Source organism: Streptomyces marokkonensis (assembly GCF_039539045.1).
Classification (GTDB): domain Bacteria; phylum Actinomycetota; class Actinomycetes; order Streptomycetales; family Streptomycetaceae; genus Streptomyces; species Streptomyces marokkonensis.
Genome location: NZ_BAABCQ010000171.1, coordinates 1 through 16,071, shown reverse-complemented (window position 1 = coordinate 16,071; position 16,071 = coordinate 1). Strand labels below are relative to the sequence as shown.

General features: G+C 71.1%; 15 protein-coding genes. 10 read left to right on the top strand and 5 right to left on the bottom strand.

Annotated elements, in window-relative coordinates:
• Positions 1 to 38: 38 nt before the first annotated feature.
• The 3 genes from ABEA26_RS29985 to ABEA26_RS29975 form a co-directional block, all read right to left on the bottom strand.
• Positions 39 to 353 carry a thioredoxin family protein gene (locus tag ABEA26_RS29985; RefSeq protein ID WP_345596501.1) on the bottom strand — a complete coding sequence of 105 codons (315 nt, stop codon included), beginning with the start codon at positions 351 to 353 and terminating at the stop codon, positions 39 to 41.
• Between the two features lie 11 nt (positions 354 to 364).
• A complete protein-coding gene (locus tag ABEA26_RS29980) occupies positions 365 to 763 on the bottom strand; it encodes a MerR family transcriptional regulator (RefSeq protein ID WP_345596499.1) in 399 nt (132 codons plus the stop codon).
• Positions 764 to 960: 197 nt separating this feature from the next.
• Positions 961 to 2,355 carry a cation:dicarboxylate symporter family transporter gene (locus ABEA26_RS29975; RefSeq protein WP_345596498.1) on the bottom strand — a complete coding sequence of 465 codons (1,395 nt, stop codon included), beginning with the start codon at positions 2,353 to 2,355 and terminating at the stop codon, positions 961 to 963.
• A gap of 154 nt (positions 2,356 to 2,509) precedes the next feature.
• On the opposite strand from ABEA26_RS29975, the gene ABEA26_RS29970 reads away from it, so the two are divergent.
• A complete protein-coding gene (locus ABEA26_RS29970) occupies positions 2,510 to 4,237 on the top strand; it encodes a sensor histidine kinase (RefSeq protein ID WP_345596497.1) in 1,728 nt (575 codons plus the stop codon).
• A 172-nt stretch (positions 4,238 to 4,409) separates the two neighbouring features.
• Entirely contained in the window at positions 4,410 to 5,111 is a 702-nt protein-coding gene (locus tag ABEA26_RS29965) for a response regulator (RefSeq protein ID WP_345596496.1), read from the top strand.
• A gap of 142 nt (positions 5,112 to 5,253) precedes the next feature.
• On the opposite strand, the gene ABEA26_RS29960 is transcribed toward ABEA26_RS29965, so the two are convergent.
• Positions 5,254 to 5,754, bottom strand: a complete 501-nt coding sequence (locus ABEA26_RS29960; protein ID WP_345596495.1) for an ATP-binding protein — start codon at positions 5,752 to 5,754, stop codon at positions 5,254 to 5,256.
• A 283-nt stretch (positions 5,755 to 6,037) separates the two neighbouring features.
• On the opposite strand from ABEA26_RS29960, the gene ABEA26_RS29955 reads away from it, so the two are divergent.
• The 6 genes from ABEA26_RS29955 (at position 6,038) to ABEA26_RS29930 (ending at position 11,255) form a co-directional block, all read left to right on the top strand.
• Positions 6,038 to 6,889 (top strand): helix-turn-helix domain-containing protein, encoded by an 852-nt coding sequence (locus tag ABEA26_RS29955; RefSeq protein ID WP_345596494.1) that lies wholly within the window; start codon positions 6,038 to 6,040, stop codon positions 6,887 to 6,889.
• Positions 6,890 to 6,905: 16 nt separating this feature from the next.
• Positions 6,906 to 7,097 carry a hypothetical protein gene (locus ABEA26_RS29950; RefSeq protein ID WP_345596493.1) on the top strand — a complete coding sequence of 64 codons (192 nt, stop codon included), beginning with the start codon at positions 6,906 to 6,908 and terminating at the stop codon, positions 7,095 to 7,097.
• Between the two features lie 102 nt (positions 7,098 to 7,199).
• Positions 7,200 to 8,579 (top strand): extracellular solute-binding protein, encoded by a 1,380-nt coding sequence (locus ABEA26_RS29945; RefSeq protein WP_345596492.1) that lies wholly within the window; start codon positions 7,200 to 7,202, stop codon positions 8,577 to 8,579.
• Positions 8,576 to 9,532 (top strand): carbohydrate ABC transporter permease, encoded by a 957-nt coding sequence (locus ABEA26_RS29940; RefSeq protein ID WP_345596491.1) that lies wholly within the window; start codon positions 8,576 to 8,578, stop codon positions 9,530 to 9,532. The genes ABEA26_RS29945 and ABEA26_RS29940 overlap by 4 nt, the downstream gene beginning before the upstream one ends.
• A 1-nt stretch (position 9,533) precedes the next feature.
• Positions 9,534 to 10,397 carry a carbohydrate ABC transporter permease gene (locus ABEA26_RS29935; protein ID WP_345596490.1) on the top strand — a complete coding sequence of 288 codons (864 nt, stop codon included), beginning with the start codon at positions 9,534 to 9,536 and terminating at the stop codon, positions 10,395 to 10,397.
• Positions 10,398 to 10,541: 144 nt separating this feature from the next.
• Positions 10,542 to 11,255 carry a helix-turn-helix domain-containing protein gene (locus tag ABEA26_RS29930; protein WP_345596489.1) on the top strand — a complete coding sequence of 238 codons (714 nt, stop codon included), beginning with the start codon at positions 10,542 to 10,544 and terminating at the stop codon, positions 11,253 to 11,255.
• Positions 11,256 to 11,291: 36 nt separating this feature from the next.
• Here the strand turns inward: ABEA26_RS29930 and ABEA26_RS29925 are convergent, their stop codons facing one another.
• Positions 11,292 to 12,317 carry an ATP-dependent 6-phosphofructokinase gene (locus ABEA26_RS29925; RefSeq protein WP_345596488.1) on the bottom strand — a complete coding sequence of 342 codons (1,026 nt, stop codon included), beginning with the start codon at positions 12,315 to 12,317 and terminating at the stop codon, positions 11,292 to 11,294.
• 378 nt (positions 12,318 to 12,695) lie between these two features.
• Between ABEA26_RS29925 and pta the strand changes: the two genes are divergently transcribed.
• Complete coding sequence (gene pta, locus ABEA26_RS29920) at positions 12,696 to 14,789, top strand: phosphate acetyltransferase (protein WP_345596487.1); 2,094 nt, start codon at positions 12,696 to 12,698, stop codon at positions 14,787 to 14,789.
• Positions 14,790 to 14,890: 101 nt separating this feature from the next.
• Positions 14,891 to 16,071 (top strand): acetate kinase (locus ABEA26_RS29915; protein ID WP_345596500.1); only part of this gene is annotated, 1,181 nt, incomplete at its 3' end.

The following is a 16,071-nucleotide window of genomic DNA, read 5'->3' as shown; positions in this document are numbered from 1 at the left end:
GGGGGATTTCTTGTTGCCGTCCGTCGACCGCCCGCCCGCTACAGCACGTCCGACAGCTCCTCCAGCAGCCGCCGCTTGGGCCGGGAGCCCACCATGGACTTCACCGGCTCACCCCCGCGGAACACCATGAACGTCGGCATGGACAGCACCTTGTACGCGTTCGTGGTCGCCGGGTTCCGGTCGACGTTCAGCTGTACCACCCTCAACCGCTCCCCCTCCTCCTCGGCGAGGGCGCTGAGCACCGGCGCCATCTGCCGGCACGGCGGGCACCAGTCCGCGGTGAACTCCACCAGCACCGGCAGCTCACTGCCGAGCACCTCCGCGGCGAACCCCGCGTCCGTCACCTCGGGCACCCCACTGCTCCTCATGCGTGTCCTCCCAGTTCGCACTTGGGCTCCGGACCCCCCGGAACCGCCGCCTCGGCCCGCGCCAGCTGCGCACCGACCTGCGCCCGCACCGACGTGAGCTCCTCGATCAGCGCGTCCAGCTCCGCCAGCTTGCTCCGGTAGACCACGAGGGAGGCCGGGCACGCATCGCCCTCGGGGTGCCCGGCACGCAGGCACTCCACGAACGGCCGGGTCTCCTCCAGGTCGAACCCGAAGTCCTGGAGCGTCCTGATCTGCCGCAGCAGCTTCAGGTCGTCCTCGTCGTACGTCCGGTATCCGTTGCCGGTGCGCCGCGCGGACAGCAGCCCCCGCGACTCGTAGTACCGCAGCGTCCGCGTCGTGGTCCCGGCCCGCGCGGCCAGCTCGCCGATTCGCATGGCAACGAACGTAAGCCTTGACGCGGACGTCAAGGCAAGAAGAAGGAGAAGGAGAACGCAGGGAACGCAGAGAACGCAGGGACGCGGAGAACGCGGAGAACCCCGCGCGGGGGGGGGCGCGGGGTTCTCGGGGCCGGGCGGCCGAGCGACGGGGGGAGTGTCTCGGCCGCCCGGAGTGTGCGGGCGTCGCCCGGGGCTCAGGCCCTGGCCAGCTCCTTCTCGCCGCCCTGCTCGGGCACCTCCGGGGTACCGTCCCCGTCACCGGCGCCGACGTGGTCGTCCAGGAGCGTCTTCTCGTCGAACGGAGCGTTGCCGGCGAGCACCTCGTCGACCCGGCCCTTGTCGATCTCCTTGGTCCAGGTACCGATCAGGACGGTGGCGACGGCGTTGCCCGCGAAGTTGGTGAGGGCGCGGGCCTCGCTCATGAAGCGGTCGATGCCGACGATGAGGCCGATGCCGTCCACCAGGGCGGGCTTGTGCGAGGAGAGCCCGCCGGCCAGCGTGGCGAGGCCGGCACCGGAGACACCGGCGGCGCCCTTCGAGGCCACCAGCAGGAAGAGCAGCAGCGGGATCTGCTCACCGATCGACATCGGCGTACCCATGGCGTCGGCGATGAACAGCGAGGCCATGGTCATGTAGATCATGGTGCCGTCGAGGTTGAACGAGTAGCCGGTCGGGACGGTGATGCCGACGACCGGCTTGCTGACGCCCAGGTGCTCCATCTTCGCGATGAGGCGCGGCAGCGCCGACTCCGACGAGGAGGTGGACAGGATCAGCAGGAACTCGCGGCCCAGGTACTTGAAGAGCGAGAAGACGTTGACGCCGGCGACGAGGCGCAGCATCGCGCCGAGCACCAGGAAGACGAAGAGGAAGCAGGTGACGTAGAAGCCGAGCATCAGCACGGCCAGGCTCTTGAGCGCGTCGACGCCGGCCGAGCCGGTGACCGCGGCGATGGCGCCGAAGGCACCGACCGGGGCGGCCCACATGATCATCGCCAGGACGCGGAAGACCAGCCGCTGGATGTGCTCGATGCCGCGCAGGACCGGCTGCCCGGCGGAGCCCATCGCCTGCAGGGCGAAGCCGCAGAGCAGGGCGATCAGCAGGGTCTGGAGGACCTCGCCGGAGGTGAAGGCGGAGACGATCGTCGTCGGGATGACGCCCAGCAGGAACTCGGTGGTGCCCTTGGCCTCCGCGTCGACCTGCGACTGGCCGGTCTCCTTGATGGCGTCGGTGACCGCGAGGCCCGTGCCCGGGTCCAGGATGTTGCCGACGACGAGGCCGATGGCGAGGGCCACCAGCGACATCACGAGGAAGTAGACCAGAGCGATACCGCCGACTGCGCCGACCTTGGCGGCCTTGCGCACGGAGCCGATGCCCAGCACGATCGTGCAGAAGATGATCGGCGAGATCATCATCTTGATCAGGTTCACGAAGCCGGTGCCGAGCGGCTTCAGCTCGGTCGCGAAGTCGGGGGCGACGAGACCGACGGTGATACCGAGGACGACCGCGATGATCACCCCGATGTAGAGATAGTGCGTGCGGTCCCGCTTGGCTTTGGGTGCGGCAGGTGCCGTAGCGGCTTCGCTGGTCACGGCGGCCCTCCTTGACGACGTCATCGGCATCACCGGCGTGCGGCTCACGTCCGGGGGTTTGTATCGGGGATCAGGCGACTATCTCCCGTGCTGTGAGCGTCGTCACCCTTGCGTTCATTTAGTTCACAAACAAGCCACGAGAGAGACTGGCGGCATGCGCCTCCGCGTCCCGAGACCCCGTAGCCTGGCCGGTCAGCTGTTCGCCATGCAGGCCGTGCTGATAGCGGTCGTCGTGGCCGGTTACGCGCTGTTCACCTACGCCAACGACCGGCAGCAGGCCGAGGACGCGGCCGGACGGCAGGCCAGGTCGGTGGCGCTGGCGATCGCCGACTCGCCGTCCGTGCTGGAGGCGATCCGCACCCCCGACCCGACGGCGCGGCTCCAGCCGTACGCGGTGCGGGTCATGCGGGACACCGACGTGGACTTCGTGACGATCATGGATCCGGAGGGCATCCGCTGGACCCACCCGGACCCGACGCAAATCGGCCATCCCTTCCGCGGTCACATCGAGCGCGCGCAGCGGGGCGAGACCTTCACCGAGACCTACACGGGCACGCTCGGACCGTCGGTGCGGGCGGTGACCCCCGTGGAGGACACCGGGGGGATCGCCGGCCTGGTCAGCGCCGGGATCAAGGTCGAGGAGATCAGCAAGCGGGCGCAGGAGCAGCTGACGGCGCTGCTCGGCGTGGCGGGCGGCGCGCTGCTGCTCGGCGCGGTCGGCACGTACGTGGTCAACGCGCGGCTGCGCCGGCACACGCACGGCATGAACGCGGACGAGCTGAGCCGGATGCACGACTACCATCAGGCGGCGCTGCACGCGGTGCGGGAGGGTCTGCTGATGCTGGACGGCCATTACCGAGTCGCGTTGATCAACGACGGCGGACGGGAACTGCTCGGGGTGACCGGCGAGGTGGTGGGCGCCTCGGTCGCCGACCTGGAACTGCCGGCCCAGCTGACGGGGGCGCTGCTGGCCTCGGAGCCGCGGGTGGACGAGGTACATCTGGCGGCGGACCGTGTCCTGGTGGTGAACACCTCGCCGGTCTCCGGCGGTGAACACCGGGGCACGGTGGTGACGCTGCGCGACGTGACCGAGCTGCAGTCGCTGACGGGCGAGCTGAACACGGAGCGCGGCTTCTCCCGGGCGCTGCGCTCGCAGGCGCACGAGGCGGCCAACCGGCTGCACACGGTCGTCTCGCTGATCGAGCTGGGGCGCGAGGCGGAGGCCGTGGACTTCGCGACGGCCGAACTGGAGCTGGCGCAGGCGCTCACCGACCAGGTGGTGGCGGCGGTCGGCGAGCCGGTGCTGGCCGCGCTGCTGCTGGGCAAGACGGCGCAGGCCAACGAGCGGGGAGTGGAGCTGGTGGTGTCGCAGGACAGCCGACTGGACGACGGGCTGCTGCCGCCGTCCCTGCCCGCCCGGGACCTGGTGACGATCCTGGGCAACCTGGTGGACAACGCGGTGGACGCGGCCCAGGACGGGGTGCCCTCGCGGGTGACGGTCGCGGCGTACACGGAAGCGGCGAGCACGGAGGCGGCGAGCACGGAGGCGGCCGGGGGCGGCGGCCCGGAGCTGGTGCTGCGAGTGTCGGACACCGGCGCCGGGGTCGATCCCGCCCATGCCGACCTGGTCTTCCAGCGGGGCTACTCGACGAAGCCGGCCGGTGAGGGCGGGCGGGGCCTCGGGCTGGCGCTGGTGCGGCAGGCGGTGCGGCGGCACGGCGGCACCCTGACCGTGGCGGAGGCCGAGGGCGGCGGCGCCCGCTTCGAGGCCCGGCTGCCGCTGACCGACACCGGGGGGCGGCGTGCGCCCTCCGACGCCGACGGCCGCGCACCGGCGCCGGACGCCCTGACGGGCGGGGCGACCCCGGGAGGCGAGGCGTGAACACCGGACAGCCGCACCGCCCCGTCCACCCGGCCCGCCCGGCCTTTCGGGTCCACCCGGTCATCCCGGTCATCCCGGTCCGCCCGGTCCGCCCGGTCCGCCCCCGTCGGCGGGCCCGGTCCACGTCCGCGCCCGGGGCCCCGGCCCTCAGACCGGCCTCCGGAGGCGCCGTATGACCGCCGCCCCGCAGCCCATCCGGGTCCTGGTCGTCGAGGACGACCCCGTCGCCGCCGACGCGCACGTGATGTACGTCGGGCGGGTACCTGGGTTCGCGGCCGTCGGCAAGGCGCACACGGGAGCGGAGGCTCGGCGCGTGCTGGACCGTACGCCGGTGGACCTGCTCCTGCTCGACCTGCACCTGCCGGACGTGCACGGACTGCAACTGGCCCGTTCGCTGCGGGCGGCGGGGCACCACGCCGACGTGATCGCGGTGACGTCGGCGCGGGACCTGGCGGTCGTACGGGAGGGGGTGTCGCTGGGCGTCGTGCAGTACGTGCTGAAGCCGTTCACCTTCGCCACCCTGCGGGACCGCCTCGTCCGGTACGCCGAGTTCCGGGGCGCCGCCGGGGAGGCCAGCGGCCAGGACGAGGTCGACCGAGCGCTGGCCACGCTGCGGGCCCCCGGCCCGGCCGCCCTGCCGAAGGGGCTGAGCGGACCGACGCTGGAACGGGTGACGGGCGCACTGCGGGGGGCGGACGAGGGACTCACGGCGGCGGGGGTGGCCGAGGCCGTCGGTATCTCGCGGATCACCGCCCGGCGCTACCTGGAACACCTGGTGGACGCGGGGCGGGCGGGGCGACGCCCGCTGTACGGGCAGGTGGGGCGGCCGGAGCTGGTTTATCGGTGGGTCCGGGGGGTGGAGAAGGGGCGTTAGGTGCGAGGGCGTCCAAGGCGGCGGCCTGAAGGACGACATCGAGATCGGCACCGTCACCGGCAAGAACGGCGGGGAGACGGTAACGGCGGCAGGGGTGCCCACGGGCCCGTCGCGCGAGCGACCGCCACCCTCCCGCCCCGGCCTAACCCGCGTACCTCCGAGCCCCGCCCCGAGGCACCACCGCCCACATCCGCGTCCCGCCCCCGGGTTCCCGCGCCTCCCCGAACCCCCACTCCCCCTCGCACACCCGCACCACGCACCCCAGCACCCGCAACGCCGCTCGCCTGCGTGCGTCGCAGGCCGCGATCAGCCGAGGGTGCTCGTGCCGCCGGTGCCCGTCGTAGAACACCACCCGCAGGGCGCCCTCCCGGTACCGCAGCGACACGTACACCTCGTCCGCCGGCGTGAACCGACAAGCGCAGGCGGCGAGTTCCCCCACCACCTGCACCACCGCGTCCACCATGTCCTCCAGCCCATGCCCCTGAAGCACGGCACGCGCGGCGATCCGCGCGATCCGAGGGCTGGTCGGCCCGGCGGGCAGGGTGAGGCTGTAGGTGAGCGTGTCGGGCGAGGGCGGCGCGAAGTCCGCCTCTTCGGCGAATACGGGGCAGGCGAATACGGCTCCGACTACGGACGCGGTCATGAGCGACTCCCTTGTTGGCTGTGGACGTTCGATGACGCGTCGACATCCCGACCCGCGGTGGCCTGTCTCCCTGGCGCGGACCCACCCCTCCCAGGGAAGGAGCACATGGGCAGGCTCGCGCGATGCACTTCCAACGGCTCCGGACCGTAAGCGGCGCACCACTGACTGTACGGTCCGACGTGGCACGTGTGCCACATACTCATGCACATTGCCTACTTCACGTTGGACTCGTGCGACGCACGCAGTGCAGACTGACCCCGTCAGCCACGGAGAAGGAGCACCGATGCCGACACGGCCCGCGCCGACGGAACGTCAGAAGCGTCTGGGTGCCGAGCTGCGCACTATGCGCCTCGCCGCCGGGCGGACGACGGAGTACGCCGCCGGGCTGCTGGGCCTGGACCGGACGAAGGTGTCCAACATGGAGTCGGGCGTCCGGGCCATCTCGCCGGAGCGCGTCCGCATACTCGCCGGCAACTACGAGTGCGCGGACGAGCGGTATGTCGAAGCTCTGGTCGCCATGGCCGACGCGGGCAAGCGGGGCTGGTGGCAGCAGTACCGGGGCAGTCTTCCCCAGGGACTTCTGGACGTTGCCGAGTTGGAGTGGTTCGCGACCCGGCTGCGGAGCTACCAGACCGTGCATGTGCCGGGACTGCTGCAACTCGGCGAGTACGCCCGAGCCATCTTCGCCGCAGCGCTTCCGCCCCTGCCAGGCTCGGAAGTCGAACTCCGCGTCGTACAGCGCCTGCGGCGCCAGCAGGTTCTGGACCGCGACAGTCCCCTCGCGTATGTGGCGTACGTGCACGAGTGGGCCCTGCGGATGCAGTTCGGTGGATGTCGCGTCATGCGTGAGCAGTTGCACCACCTCTGCCAGGCCTCCGAGCGCGAGAACATCGAATTGCGCGTGCTCCCCGTCGAAGCCGGCGCCTTCCCCGGCGCCGGGCACGCAGTGCTCTACGCGCACGGCCCGGTCTCCCGACTCGACACCGTCCAGCTGGATTCCGCCCATGGCGGCGAGTTCACTCACTCCGAGGCCCAGCTCGCCAAATACCGGATCCACATGGACTGGTGGCAGAGCCACACCCTCAGTCCCGAGGACTCACGCGACCTGACCCATGCCATCGCCCAACAGCTCTGACTCCAGAGAGGCCACCATGCCGGACATCACCTGGGAAAACCCCTTCTGCGCCGAAGGCAACAACTGCTTCCGCATAGGCACCGACGCCCAAGGCAACGCCTACATCACCGTCGCCGGCCAGGAGGACCGCTACCTCACCGACACCCGCGAAGCCCTCCGCGCCCTCATCCGCGACGTCAAGTCCGGCAAGGCCGACCACCTCCTCTAGGGCCAATCCGCCGCACGCGCATTGACCTGACCGGACCGCCCCTCTTACGTTCGCCGAGCAGTCGTCCCGGCCACAGCGTCGTGCCCGTAGGAGGTCTTGCCCGTGCGTCCCACCGTTCGGTCCGTCCGGTTCACCGCCCTGTTAGGCCTCACCGCACTCGCCGCCACCTCCCTCGCCGCCTGCGGAAGCGGCTCCGGCGGCGATCCGGACACGGTGAAGGTCTCCTTCAAGCAGTCGACGGACAACTCCGTCAAGGTGATGGACACCTACCTCGCCGGAATCAAGAAGCAGTTCGAAGAGGCCAACCCGGGCAAGAAGGTCGAGCTCGTCCCCATCAAGGCCCCGGACTCGGAGTACTACACCAAGCTCCAGCAGATGCTCCGCTCCCCCAAGACCGCGCCGGACCTGGTCTACGAGGACACCTTCCTCATCAACTCCGACATCACCAGCGGGTACCTGAAGCCCCTCGACGACTACCTGGCGAAGTGGCAGGACTGGGACCGGTTCATCGACACCGCGAAGGCGGCGGCGAAGGGCGAGGACGGCAGGACGTACGGCGTCCCGGACGGGACGGACACCCGGGGCCTGTGGTTCAGCAAGGACGTGTTCGCCAAGGCCGGGCTGCCCGCCGACTGGCAGCCGAAGACCTGGGACGAGGTGCTCGGCGCCGCCCGCGCCATCAAGGAGAAGGTCCCCGGCGTCACACCGCTCAACGTGTACACGGGCAAGCCGGCCGGCGAGGCCGCCACCATGCAGGGCTTCCAGATGCTGCTGTACGGCACGAACGACGGGACCACCGACCGGCTGTACGACAAGGGCAGCAAGAAGTGGATCGCGGCGGGGCAGGGCTTCAAGGACTCCCTCGCCTTCGTCGAGACCGTGTACGAGGAGAAGCTCGGTCCGGAGGTCTCGGACGCGCTCGACCCCAACTTCGGCACGAGGGTGCGCGGTGAGCTGCTGCCGCAGGGCAGGCTCGGCATCGCCCTCGACGGCTCCTGGCTGCCGCAGGACTGGCTGGAGGGCAGCGGGCACGAGTGGCCCGAGTGGTCGAAGGAGCTGGGGCTGGCCGCCATGCCCACCCAGCACGGACAGGCGCCGGGCAGGGTGAGCATGTCCGGCGGCTGGACCTGGGCGATCCCGGCCGAGGCGGGCAACCCGGACCTGGCCTTCGAGTTCATCAAGACCATGCAGACCAAGGCCAACGCCCAGAAGTGGTACGTCGCCAACTCCGGCATCGCGGTCCGCGAGGACGTGGCGGACGACCCGGCCTACGTCGACGCCCAGCCCGGCATCGAGTTCTTCACCGACCTCGTCGAGGACACGCACTACCGGCCCGCCTACCCGGCGTACCCGAAGGTCTCCGTCGCCATCCAGGAGGCGATGGAGGGCGTGACGACCGGCGACAAGTCGGTGGAGGAGGCGGCTCGCGACTACGACGAGGCGCTCGGGGAGGCCACCGACAACCAGGTGGTCCGCAAGTGACCGCGGCCGCGCCGCGGCACACGGGACCGGAGGTCCGCAAGGCACCCCCGGGCCCGCCCGTCGCACGACCGGCCCGCCGCGCCGGGTCCGCCACCACGCGCCGCGCCCTCTTCCGCGTCCTGCCCGTCTCCCCCGCCGTCGTCCTGCTGCTGCTCTTCCTCGCCGGTCCGATCGCGTACTGCGTCGTCATCGCCTTCACCGACCTCCAGCTCACCGGGCAGGCCGAGTCGTCCTTCGTCGGCTTCGAGAACTTCCGGCGGGCTTTCCAGGACGAGGCGTTCCTCAACGCCGTGTGGCTGACGCTGGTGTTCACGGTCCTGTCGTCGCTGATCGGGCAGAACACCCTGGGGCTGGCGCTGGCCTCGCTGATGCAGCGGGCCTCCAAGCCGGTCCGTACGCTCACCGGCGGCATCGTCGTCACGGCCTGGGTGCTGCCGGAGGTGGTGGCGGGCTTCCTGCTCTACGCCTTCTTCCGCCGCGAGGGCACCCTCAACGCCGTCCTGGACTGGCTCCACCTCCCCTCCCAGAACTGGCTGTTCACGCTGCCGATCCTGGCGGTGTCCTTCGCCAACGTGTGGCGGGGCACGGCGTTCTCGATGCTCGTCTACTCCGCTGCCCTGAACGAGATTCCGAAAGAGGTCACCGAGGCCGCCGAGGTGGACGGGGCGAGTGGCTGGCGCCGGATGTGGCACATCACGCTGCCGATGATCCGGCGCTCCATCGGCACCAACCTCATGCTCAACACGCTGCAGACGCTGTCGGTCTTCGGGCTGATCTGGGTGATGACGCGCGGCGGCCCGAGCGGGAAGAGCCAGACGCTGCCGCTGTTCATGTACGAGCAGGCCTTCCAGAACAGCCTGATCGGCTACGGCACGGCGGTCGCGCTGCTGCTGTTGCTGATCGGCTCGCTGTTCTCGGTCGTGTACCTGCGCCTGCTGCGGACGGAGGTCTGAGATGGCGTCCACGCTCGCGCCCCGCCGCACTCCCGCTTCCGCCTCCCGGCGCGACAGGCGCCGGCTGGCCGCCGACGCCGGGCTGCTGGTGGCGGCCGCCGCCTTCGTGCTGCCGCTGGCCTGGGTGGTGCTGTCCGCCCTGGACCCGCGCGCGAACCTCAGGGTGAAGGTCCCCGACGGGCTGACGCTGGAGCACTTCGACGCGATCCTCACCCCGGAGATCACCTTCACGCCGCTGCTCAACAGCCTGATCCTGTGCGGCGGCGCGACCCTGCTGACCGTGGTGTGCGCGGCGCTCGCGGCGTATCCGCTCTCCCGTTTCCGGTCCCGGCTCAACCGCCCGTTCCTGCTGACCATCCTGTTCGCGACCAGTCTGCCGATCACGGCGATCATGGTGCCGGTCTACGCGTTGTTCGTCCGGGTCAACATGATCGACACCATGCACGGGACGATCTTCTTCTTCGCCGCCTCGCAACTGCCCTTCGCGATCTGGCTGATGAAGAACTTCATGGACGGCGTGCCCAAGGAGCTGGAGGAGGCGGCGTGGACGGACGGGGCGTCGTCGTTCCAGTCGCTGCTGCGGATCGTGCTGCCACTGATGGGACCCGGGGTGGCGGTGGTGACGGTGTTCTCGTTCGTGATGATGTGGGGGAACTTCTTCGTCCCGTTCATGCTGCTGCTCACCCCGGACCAGATGCCCGCCTCGGTGAGCATCAACGACTTCTTCGGCAACCGGGGCATGGTGGCGTACGGGCAGCTGGCGGCGTTCTCGATCATCTACTCGACGCCGGTCATCCTGCTCTACGTGCTGATCTCCCGGCGGCTGGGCGGGGGGTTCGCGCTGGGCGGGGCGGTCAAGGGGTGAGCGGGACGGTCACGCGGGTGAGTGATCTCGTCAGGCACTCTCCGCAAGGACGGTTGTACACATGCCCGTAATACGACCGTAGGTTCGTACAATCCGTATCACTGGCCGAACAGCCCGTAGTCAAGGCCTCCCTGGCCCCCTACCGTGTGGCGCGTGCGCCGACCCTCACCCCACCCGAACCAGTCGGGTCCCCCGTTCAACGCCCTCGCCTGCCGCCGGCTCCGTGCCGCCCTGAACATGGGGCCCGAGCACGTCGCCCACGGCATGCGGGTCTCCTACGGGCTGCCGTACGTCACCCCGGACCTCGTCGCCGCCTGGGAGCGGGGAGTCGCCTCGCCCGGGACCGCGGAGCTCACGGCGCTCGCCGGGGTGCTGTGGTGCTCGCCGGGTGAGCTGATCGGCCGGCCCCAGACTCTGCGGGAGCACCGCGTCGCCCGCGGACTGGCACCGGAGGACGTGGCGCGTGCCGTCGGGGTCGCGCTCCCGGCGTACCTGCGGATGGAGGAGACGGAGGGCTGGCGCGGTACCGACCGCCAGTCGTCCGCGCTCGCCGACGTGCTCGCCCTCGCGCTGCCCGACTTCGTGACCGTCACGGGGCGCGAGGAGAAGCTCGCCGACCTGCTGTCGAGCGCGGTGACCACTCGCTGGCAGGGATATGTGCGCCAGGTCGCCAAGGTGGCGCCGCTGGACCGGCGCGTCATGGAGAACGTCCTCCAGGTCCTGCACCAGGACTACCAGGGGCACATGGCCGCCACCCTCCGGTGGGGCGGCGGCGGCCCCGACGCGAGCGCCGGAGGCCGCGACTTCCTCGACCGGATCGTGGAGCACTTCTGGGCGGCGGTCGAGCGGCACCCGTAGCGCGGCGGTGCCGGAAGACCGACTCGCACGGAGGTGCTAGAAGACCGACTCGGCCTCGTCCATCCGGTTCTTCGGGACCGTCTTCAGCTCGGTGACGGCCTCGGCCAGCGGCACCATGACGACGTCCGTGCCGCGCAGCGCGGTCATCCGGCCGAAGTCGCCCCGGTGCGCGGCCTCCACCGCGTGCCAGCCGAAGCGGGTGGCGAGCACCCTGTCGTACGCGGTCGGTACGCCGCCGCGCTGGACGTGGCCGAGGATGACCGGCTTGGCCTCCTTGCCGAGCCTGCGCTCCAGCTCGTACGCCAGTGCCGTGCCGATGCCCTGGAAGCGCTCGTGGCCGAACTTGTCGATCGCGCCCTTGCCGTAGTCCATGGAGCCCTCGGCGGGGTGGGCGCCCTCGGCGACGCAGACGACGGCGAACTTCTTGCCGCGGGAGAAGCGCTCCTCGACCATCTTGACCAGGTCGGCGGGGTCGAAGGGTCGCTCGGGCAGGCAGATGCCGTGGGCGCCGGCGGCCATGCCGGACTCCAGGGCGATCCAGCCGGCGTGCCGGCCCATGACCTCGACGACCATCACGCGCTGGTGGGACTCGGCGGTGGTCTTGAGGCGGTCCATCGCCTCCGTGGCCACGCCGACCGCCGTGTCGAAGCCGAAGGTGCGGTCGGTGGAGGAGATGTCGTTGTCGATGGTCTTCGGTACGCCGACGACCGGGAGGCCCGCGTCCGACAGCATCCGGGCGGCCGTGAGCGTGCCCTCGCCGCCGATCGGGATGAGCGCGTCGATGCCGAAGCTCTGGATCATGTCGCCGGCGTTCTCGCAGGCCTCGCGGAGCCGGTCGCGCTCCAGGCGGGAGGAGCCGAGGATGGTGCCGCCGCGGGCGAGGATGCCGCTGACCGCGTTCAGGTCGAGGGCGCGGTAACGGCCGTCCAGCAGGCCCGCGTAACCGTCCTCGAAGCCGATGACCTCGTCGCCGTAGTTGTCGACCGCTCGGTGCACGACCGACCGGATCACTGCGTTCAGGCCGGGGCAGTCGCCGCCTGCCGTGAGAACTCCGATACGCATCGTGCTGTGTCTCCTGCTCGCTGTTGACACCGGTGAGCCGCTCCAATTGTTCCATGGCCGGACCATGGAGGGGCACCGGCGTGCACCCTCCCGCAGGGGCGGCACGGACGAGCGCACAGGGCCACGGACGAGCACCCCGGCCCGGGCACGGACGAGCGCGGGCGGGCGCGGACGAGCACCCCGGGCGCAGGCACGAACGAGCACCCAGCGGGCGCGGACGAGGGTCCGCGGGCACGGCCGCGCACCGGCACACCGGCGGACGTTGACGGGCGCCCTAGCCATCGCCGGAGGTACTGTCAAGAGGGTTCCGATCACCCCGATGGGCGATCTTTGTGCACGGGACAGCCGCCACCAGACGAACGAAACGGAGAGCAACACGTGACGCGCAGCGTGTACGTGACCGGTATCGACCGCGGCGACGGCCGCCAGGTCGTCGAACTGGGGGTCATGGAGCTCCTGACCCGGCAGGTCGACCGGGTCGGCGTCTTCCGCCCCCTGGTCCACGACGGCCCCGACCGGCTCTTCGAGCTGCTGCGGGCCCGCTACCGGCTCGCGCAGGACCCCGCGACCGTGTACGGCATGGACTACCAGCGGGCGTCCGCGCTCCAGGCCGAACAGGGCACGGACGAGCTGGTGTCCGCGCTGGTCGACCGGTTCCACCTGGTCACCCGGGACTACGACGTCGTCCTCGTCCTCGGCACCGACTTCGCCGACACCCAGTTCCCGGACGAGCTGTCGCTGAACGCGCGGCTCGCCAACGAGTTCGGCGCCTCGGTCGTCCCGGTCGTCGGCGGCCGCAAGCAGACCGCGGAGTCCGTGCTCGCCGAGACCCGCAACGCCTTCCGCGCCTACGACGGGCTGGGCTGCGACGTCCTGGCCATGGTGACCAACCGGGTCGCCCGCGAGGACCGGGACGAGATCGCCGAGCGGCTCACCGGCCGGCTGCCGGTGCCGTGCTGGGTGGTGCCGGACGAGCCCGCGCTGTCCGCGCCGACCGTCTCCCAGATCGCCCACACCCTGGGCGCCGCGGTGGTCCTCGGCGACGACTCGGGGCTCGCCCGCGACGCGCTGGACTTCGTCTTCGGCGGGGCCATGCTGCCCAACCTGCTGAGCGCCCTGACCCCGGGCTGCCTGGTCGTCACGCCCGGCGACCGCGCCGACCTGGTGATCGGCACGCTGGCCGCGCACAGCGCCGGCACCCCGCCGATAGCCGGCGTCCTGCTCACCCTGAACGAGGTGCCCGGCGAGGAGATCCTCACCCTCGCCGCCCGCCTCGCGCCCGGCACGCCGGTGCTCTCGGTGACCGGCAACAGCTTCCCCACCGCCGAGCGGCTCTTCTCCCTGGAGGGCAAGCTCAACGCGGCCACCCCGCGCAAGGCGGAGACCGCCCTCGGCCTCTTCGAGCGGTACGTCGACACCGCCGAGCTCAGCAGGCGGGTCTCCGCGCCGAGCGGCGACCGGGTCACGCCGATGATGTTCGAGCACACGCTGCTGGAGCAGGCCCGGTCCGACCTGCGCCGGGTCGTCCTGCCGGAGGGCACCGAGGAGCGGGTGCTGCACGCGGCGGAGGTGCTGCTGCGCCGGGGCGTGTGCGAGCTGACGCTTCTCGGCCCCGTCGAGCAGATCCGCAAGAAGGCCGCCGACCTGGGCATCGACCTCGGCGACGCGCGGCTGATCGACCCGGCCGCCAGCGAGCTGCGGGACTCCTTCGCCGAGAAGTACGCCGCCCTGCGCGCCCACAAGGGCGTGACCGTGGAGCTGGCCTACGACGTCGTCTCCGACGTCAACTACTTCGGCACGCTGATGGTGCAGGAGGGGCTGGCCGACGGCATGGTGTCGGGGTCGGTGCACTCGACGGCGGCGACGATCCGTCCGGCGTTCGAGATCATCAAGACGAAGCCGGAGGCGTCCATCGTCTCGTCCGTCTTCTTCATGTGCCTGGCCGACAAGGTCCTGGTCTACGGCGACTGCGCGGTCAATCCGGACCCGGACGCCGAGCAGCTCGCCGACATCGCGACGCAGTCGGCGTCCACGGCGGCGCGGTTCGGGGTGGATCCGCGGATCGCGATGCTGTCGTACTCGACGGGCACGTCCGGTTCGGGGGCGGACGTCGACAAGGTGCGCGAGGCGACGGAGCTGGTGCGTTCACGCCGCCCGGACCTCAGGATCGAGGGGCCGATCCAGTACGACGCCGCCGTCGAGCCGTCGGTGGCCGCGACCAAGCTGCCGGACTCGGAGGTCGCCGGGCAGGCCAGCGTGCTGGTCTTCCCCGACCTGAACACCGGCAACAACACGTACAAGGCCGTGCAGCGCTCGGCCGGCGCCATCGCCGTGGGGCCGGTGCTCCAGGGCCTGCGCAAGCCGGTCAACGACCTGTCCCGGGGCGCGCTCGTCCAGGACATCGTCAACACCGTCGCCATCACGGCGATCCAGGCCCAGCAGTCCCCCAGCGAGAAGGCGTCCGACCTGTGAGCCCGACCCCGGCCGCGAACCCGGCCCAGACCCCGGCCCCGACCACGCCCCCCGCCACGGCCCCGGCCCGTGTCCTCGTCCTCAACTCCGGCTCGTCCTCGGTGAAGTACCAGTTGCTCGACATGCGCGGCGGCGACCGGCTGGCGATGGGGCTCGTCGAGCGGATCGGCGAGGAGACCTCACGCCTCAGGCACACGCCGGCGGGCGGTGAGAGCCGTGAGTGGAGCGGGTCCGTCCCCGACCACGACGCGGCGCTGAAGGCGGTGGCGGCGGAGCTGGCCAAGGACGGCCTCGGTCTGGACTCCCCCGAGCTGGCCGCGATGGGGCACCGCGTGGTGCACGGCGGGAAGCGCTTCACCGAGCCGACCGTCGTCGACGACGCGGTGCTCGCCGAGATCGAGCGGCTGATCCCGGTCGCCCCGCTGCACAACCCGGCCAACCTCACCGGCCTGCGCACCGCGCGGGCGCTGCGCCCGGACCTGCCGCAGGTCGCCGTCTTCGACACCTCCTTCCACACGACGATGCCGGAGTCCGCGGCCCGCTACGCGATCGACGTCGAGACCGCCGACGCGCACCGCGTCCGCCGCTACGGCTTCCACGGCACCTCGCACGCGTACGTCTCCCGTCAGACCGCGAAGCTGCTGGGGAAGGCGCCCGAGGACGTGAACGTCATCGTGCTGCACCTGGGCAACGGGGCGTCCGCCTCGGCGGTGCGGGGCGGCCGTTGCGTGGACACCTCCATGGGGCTGACGCCCTTGGAGGGGCTCGTGATGGGTACGCGGTCGGGAGACATGGATCCGGCCGTCATCTTCCATTTGATGCGTGTTGGCGGAATGTCCGCCGACGAGATCGACACTCTTCTCAACAAGAGGAGCGGTCTGGTCGGACTGTGCGGCGACAACGACATGCGGGAGATCCGCCGCCGTGTCGACGCCGGCGACGAGCGGGCACGGCTGGCCTTCGACATCTACATTCACCGGCTGAAGAAGTACATCGGCGCCTATTACGCCGTCCTCGGACGGGTGGACGCGGTGGCCTTCACGGCCGGGGTCGGGGAGAACTCCGCGCCGGTGCGGGAGGCCGCCGTGGCGGGCCTGGAGGGGCTCGGCCTGGCGGTCGACGGCGAGCTGAACGCCGTACGCGGGGACGGGGCGCGGCTGATCTCGCCCGCGGGCGCGCGGGTGGCGGTGGCCGTGGTGCCGACGGACGAGGAAATGGAGATCGCGACACAGACCTACGCTCTGGTCGAAAAGGGAAAGCCGAGGGCATCCGAGGACAGCTG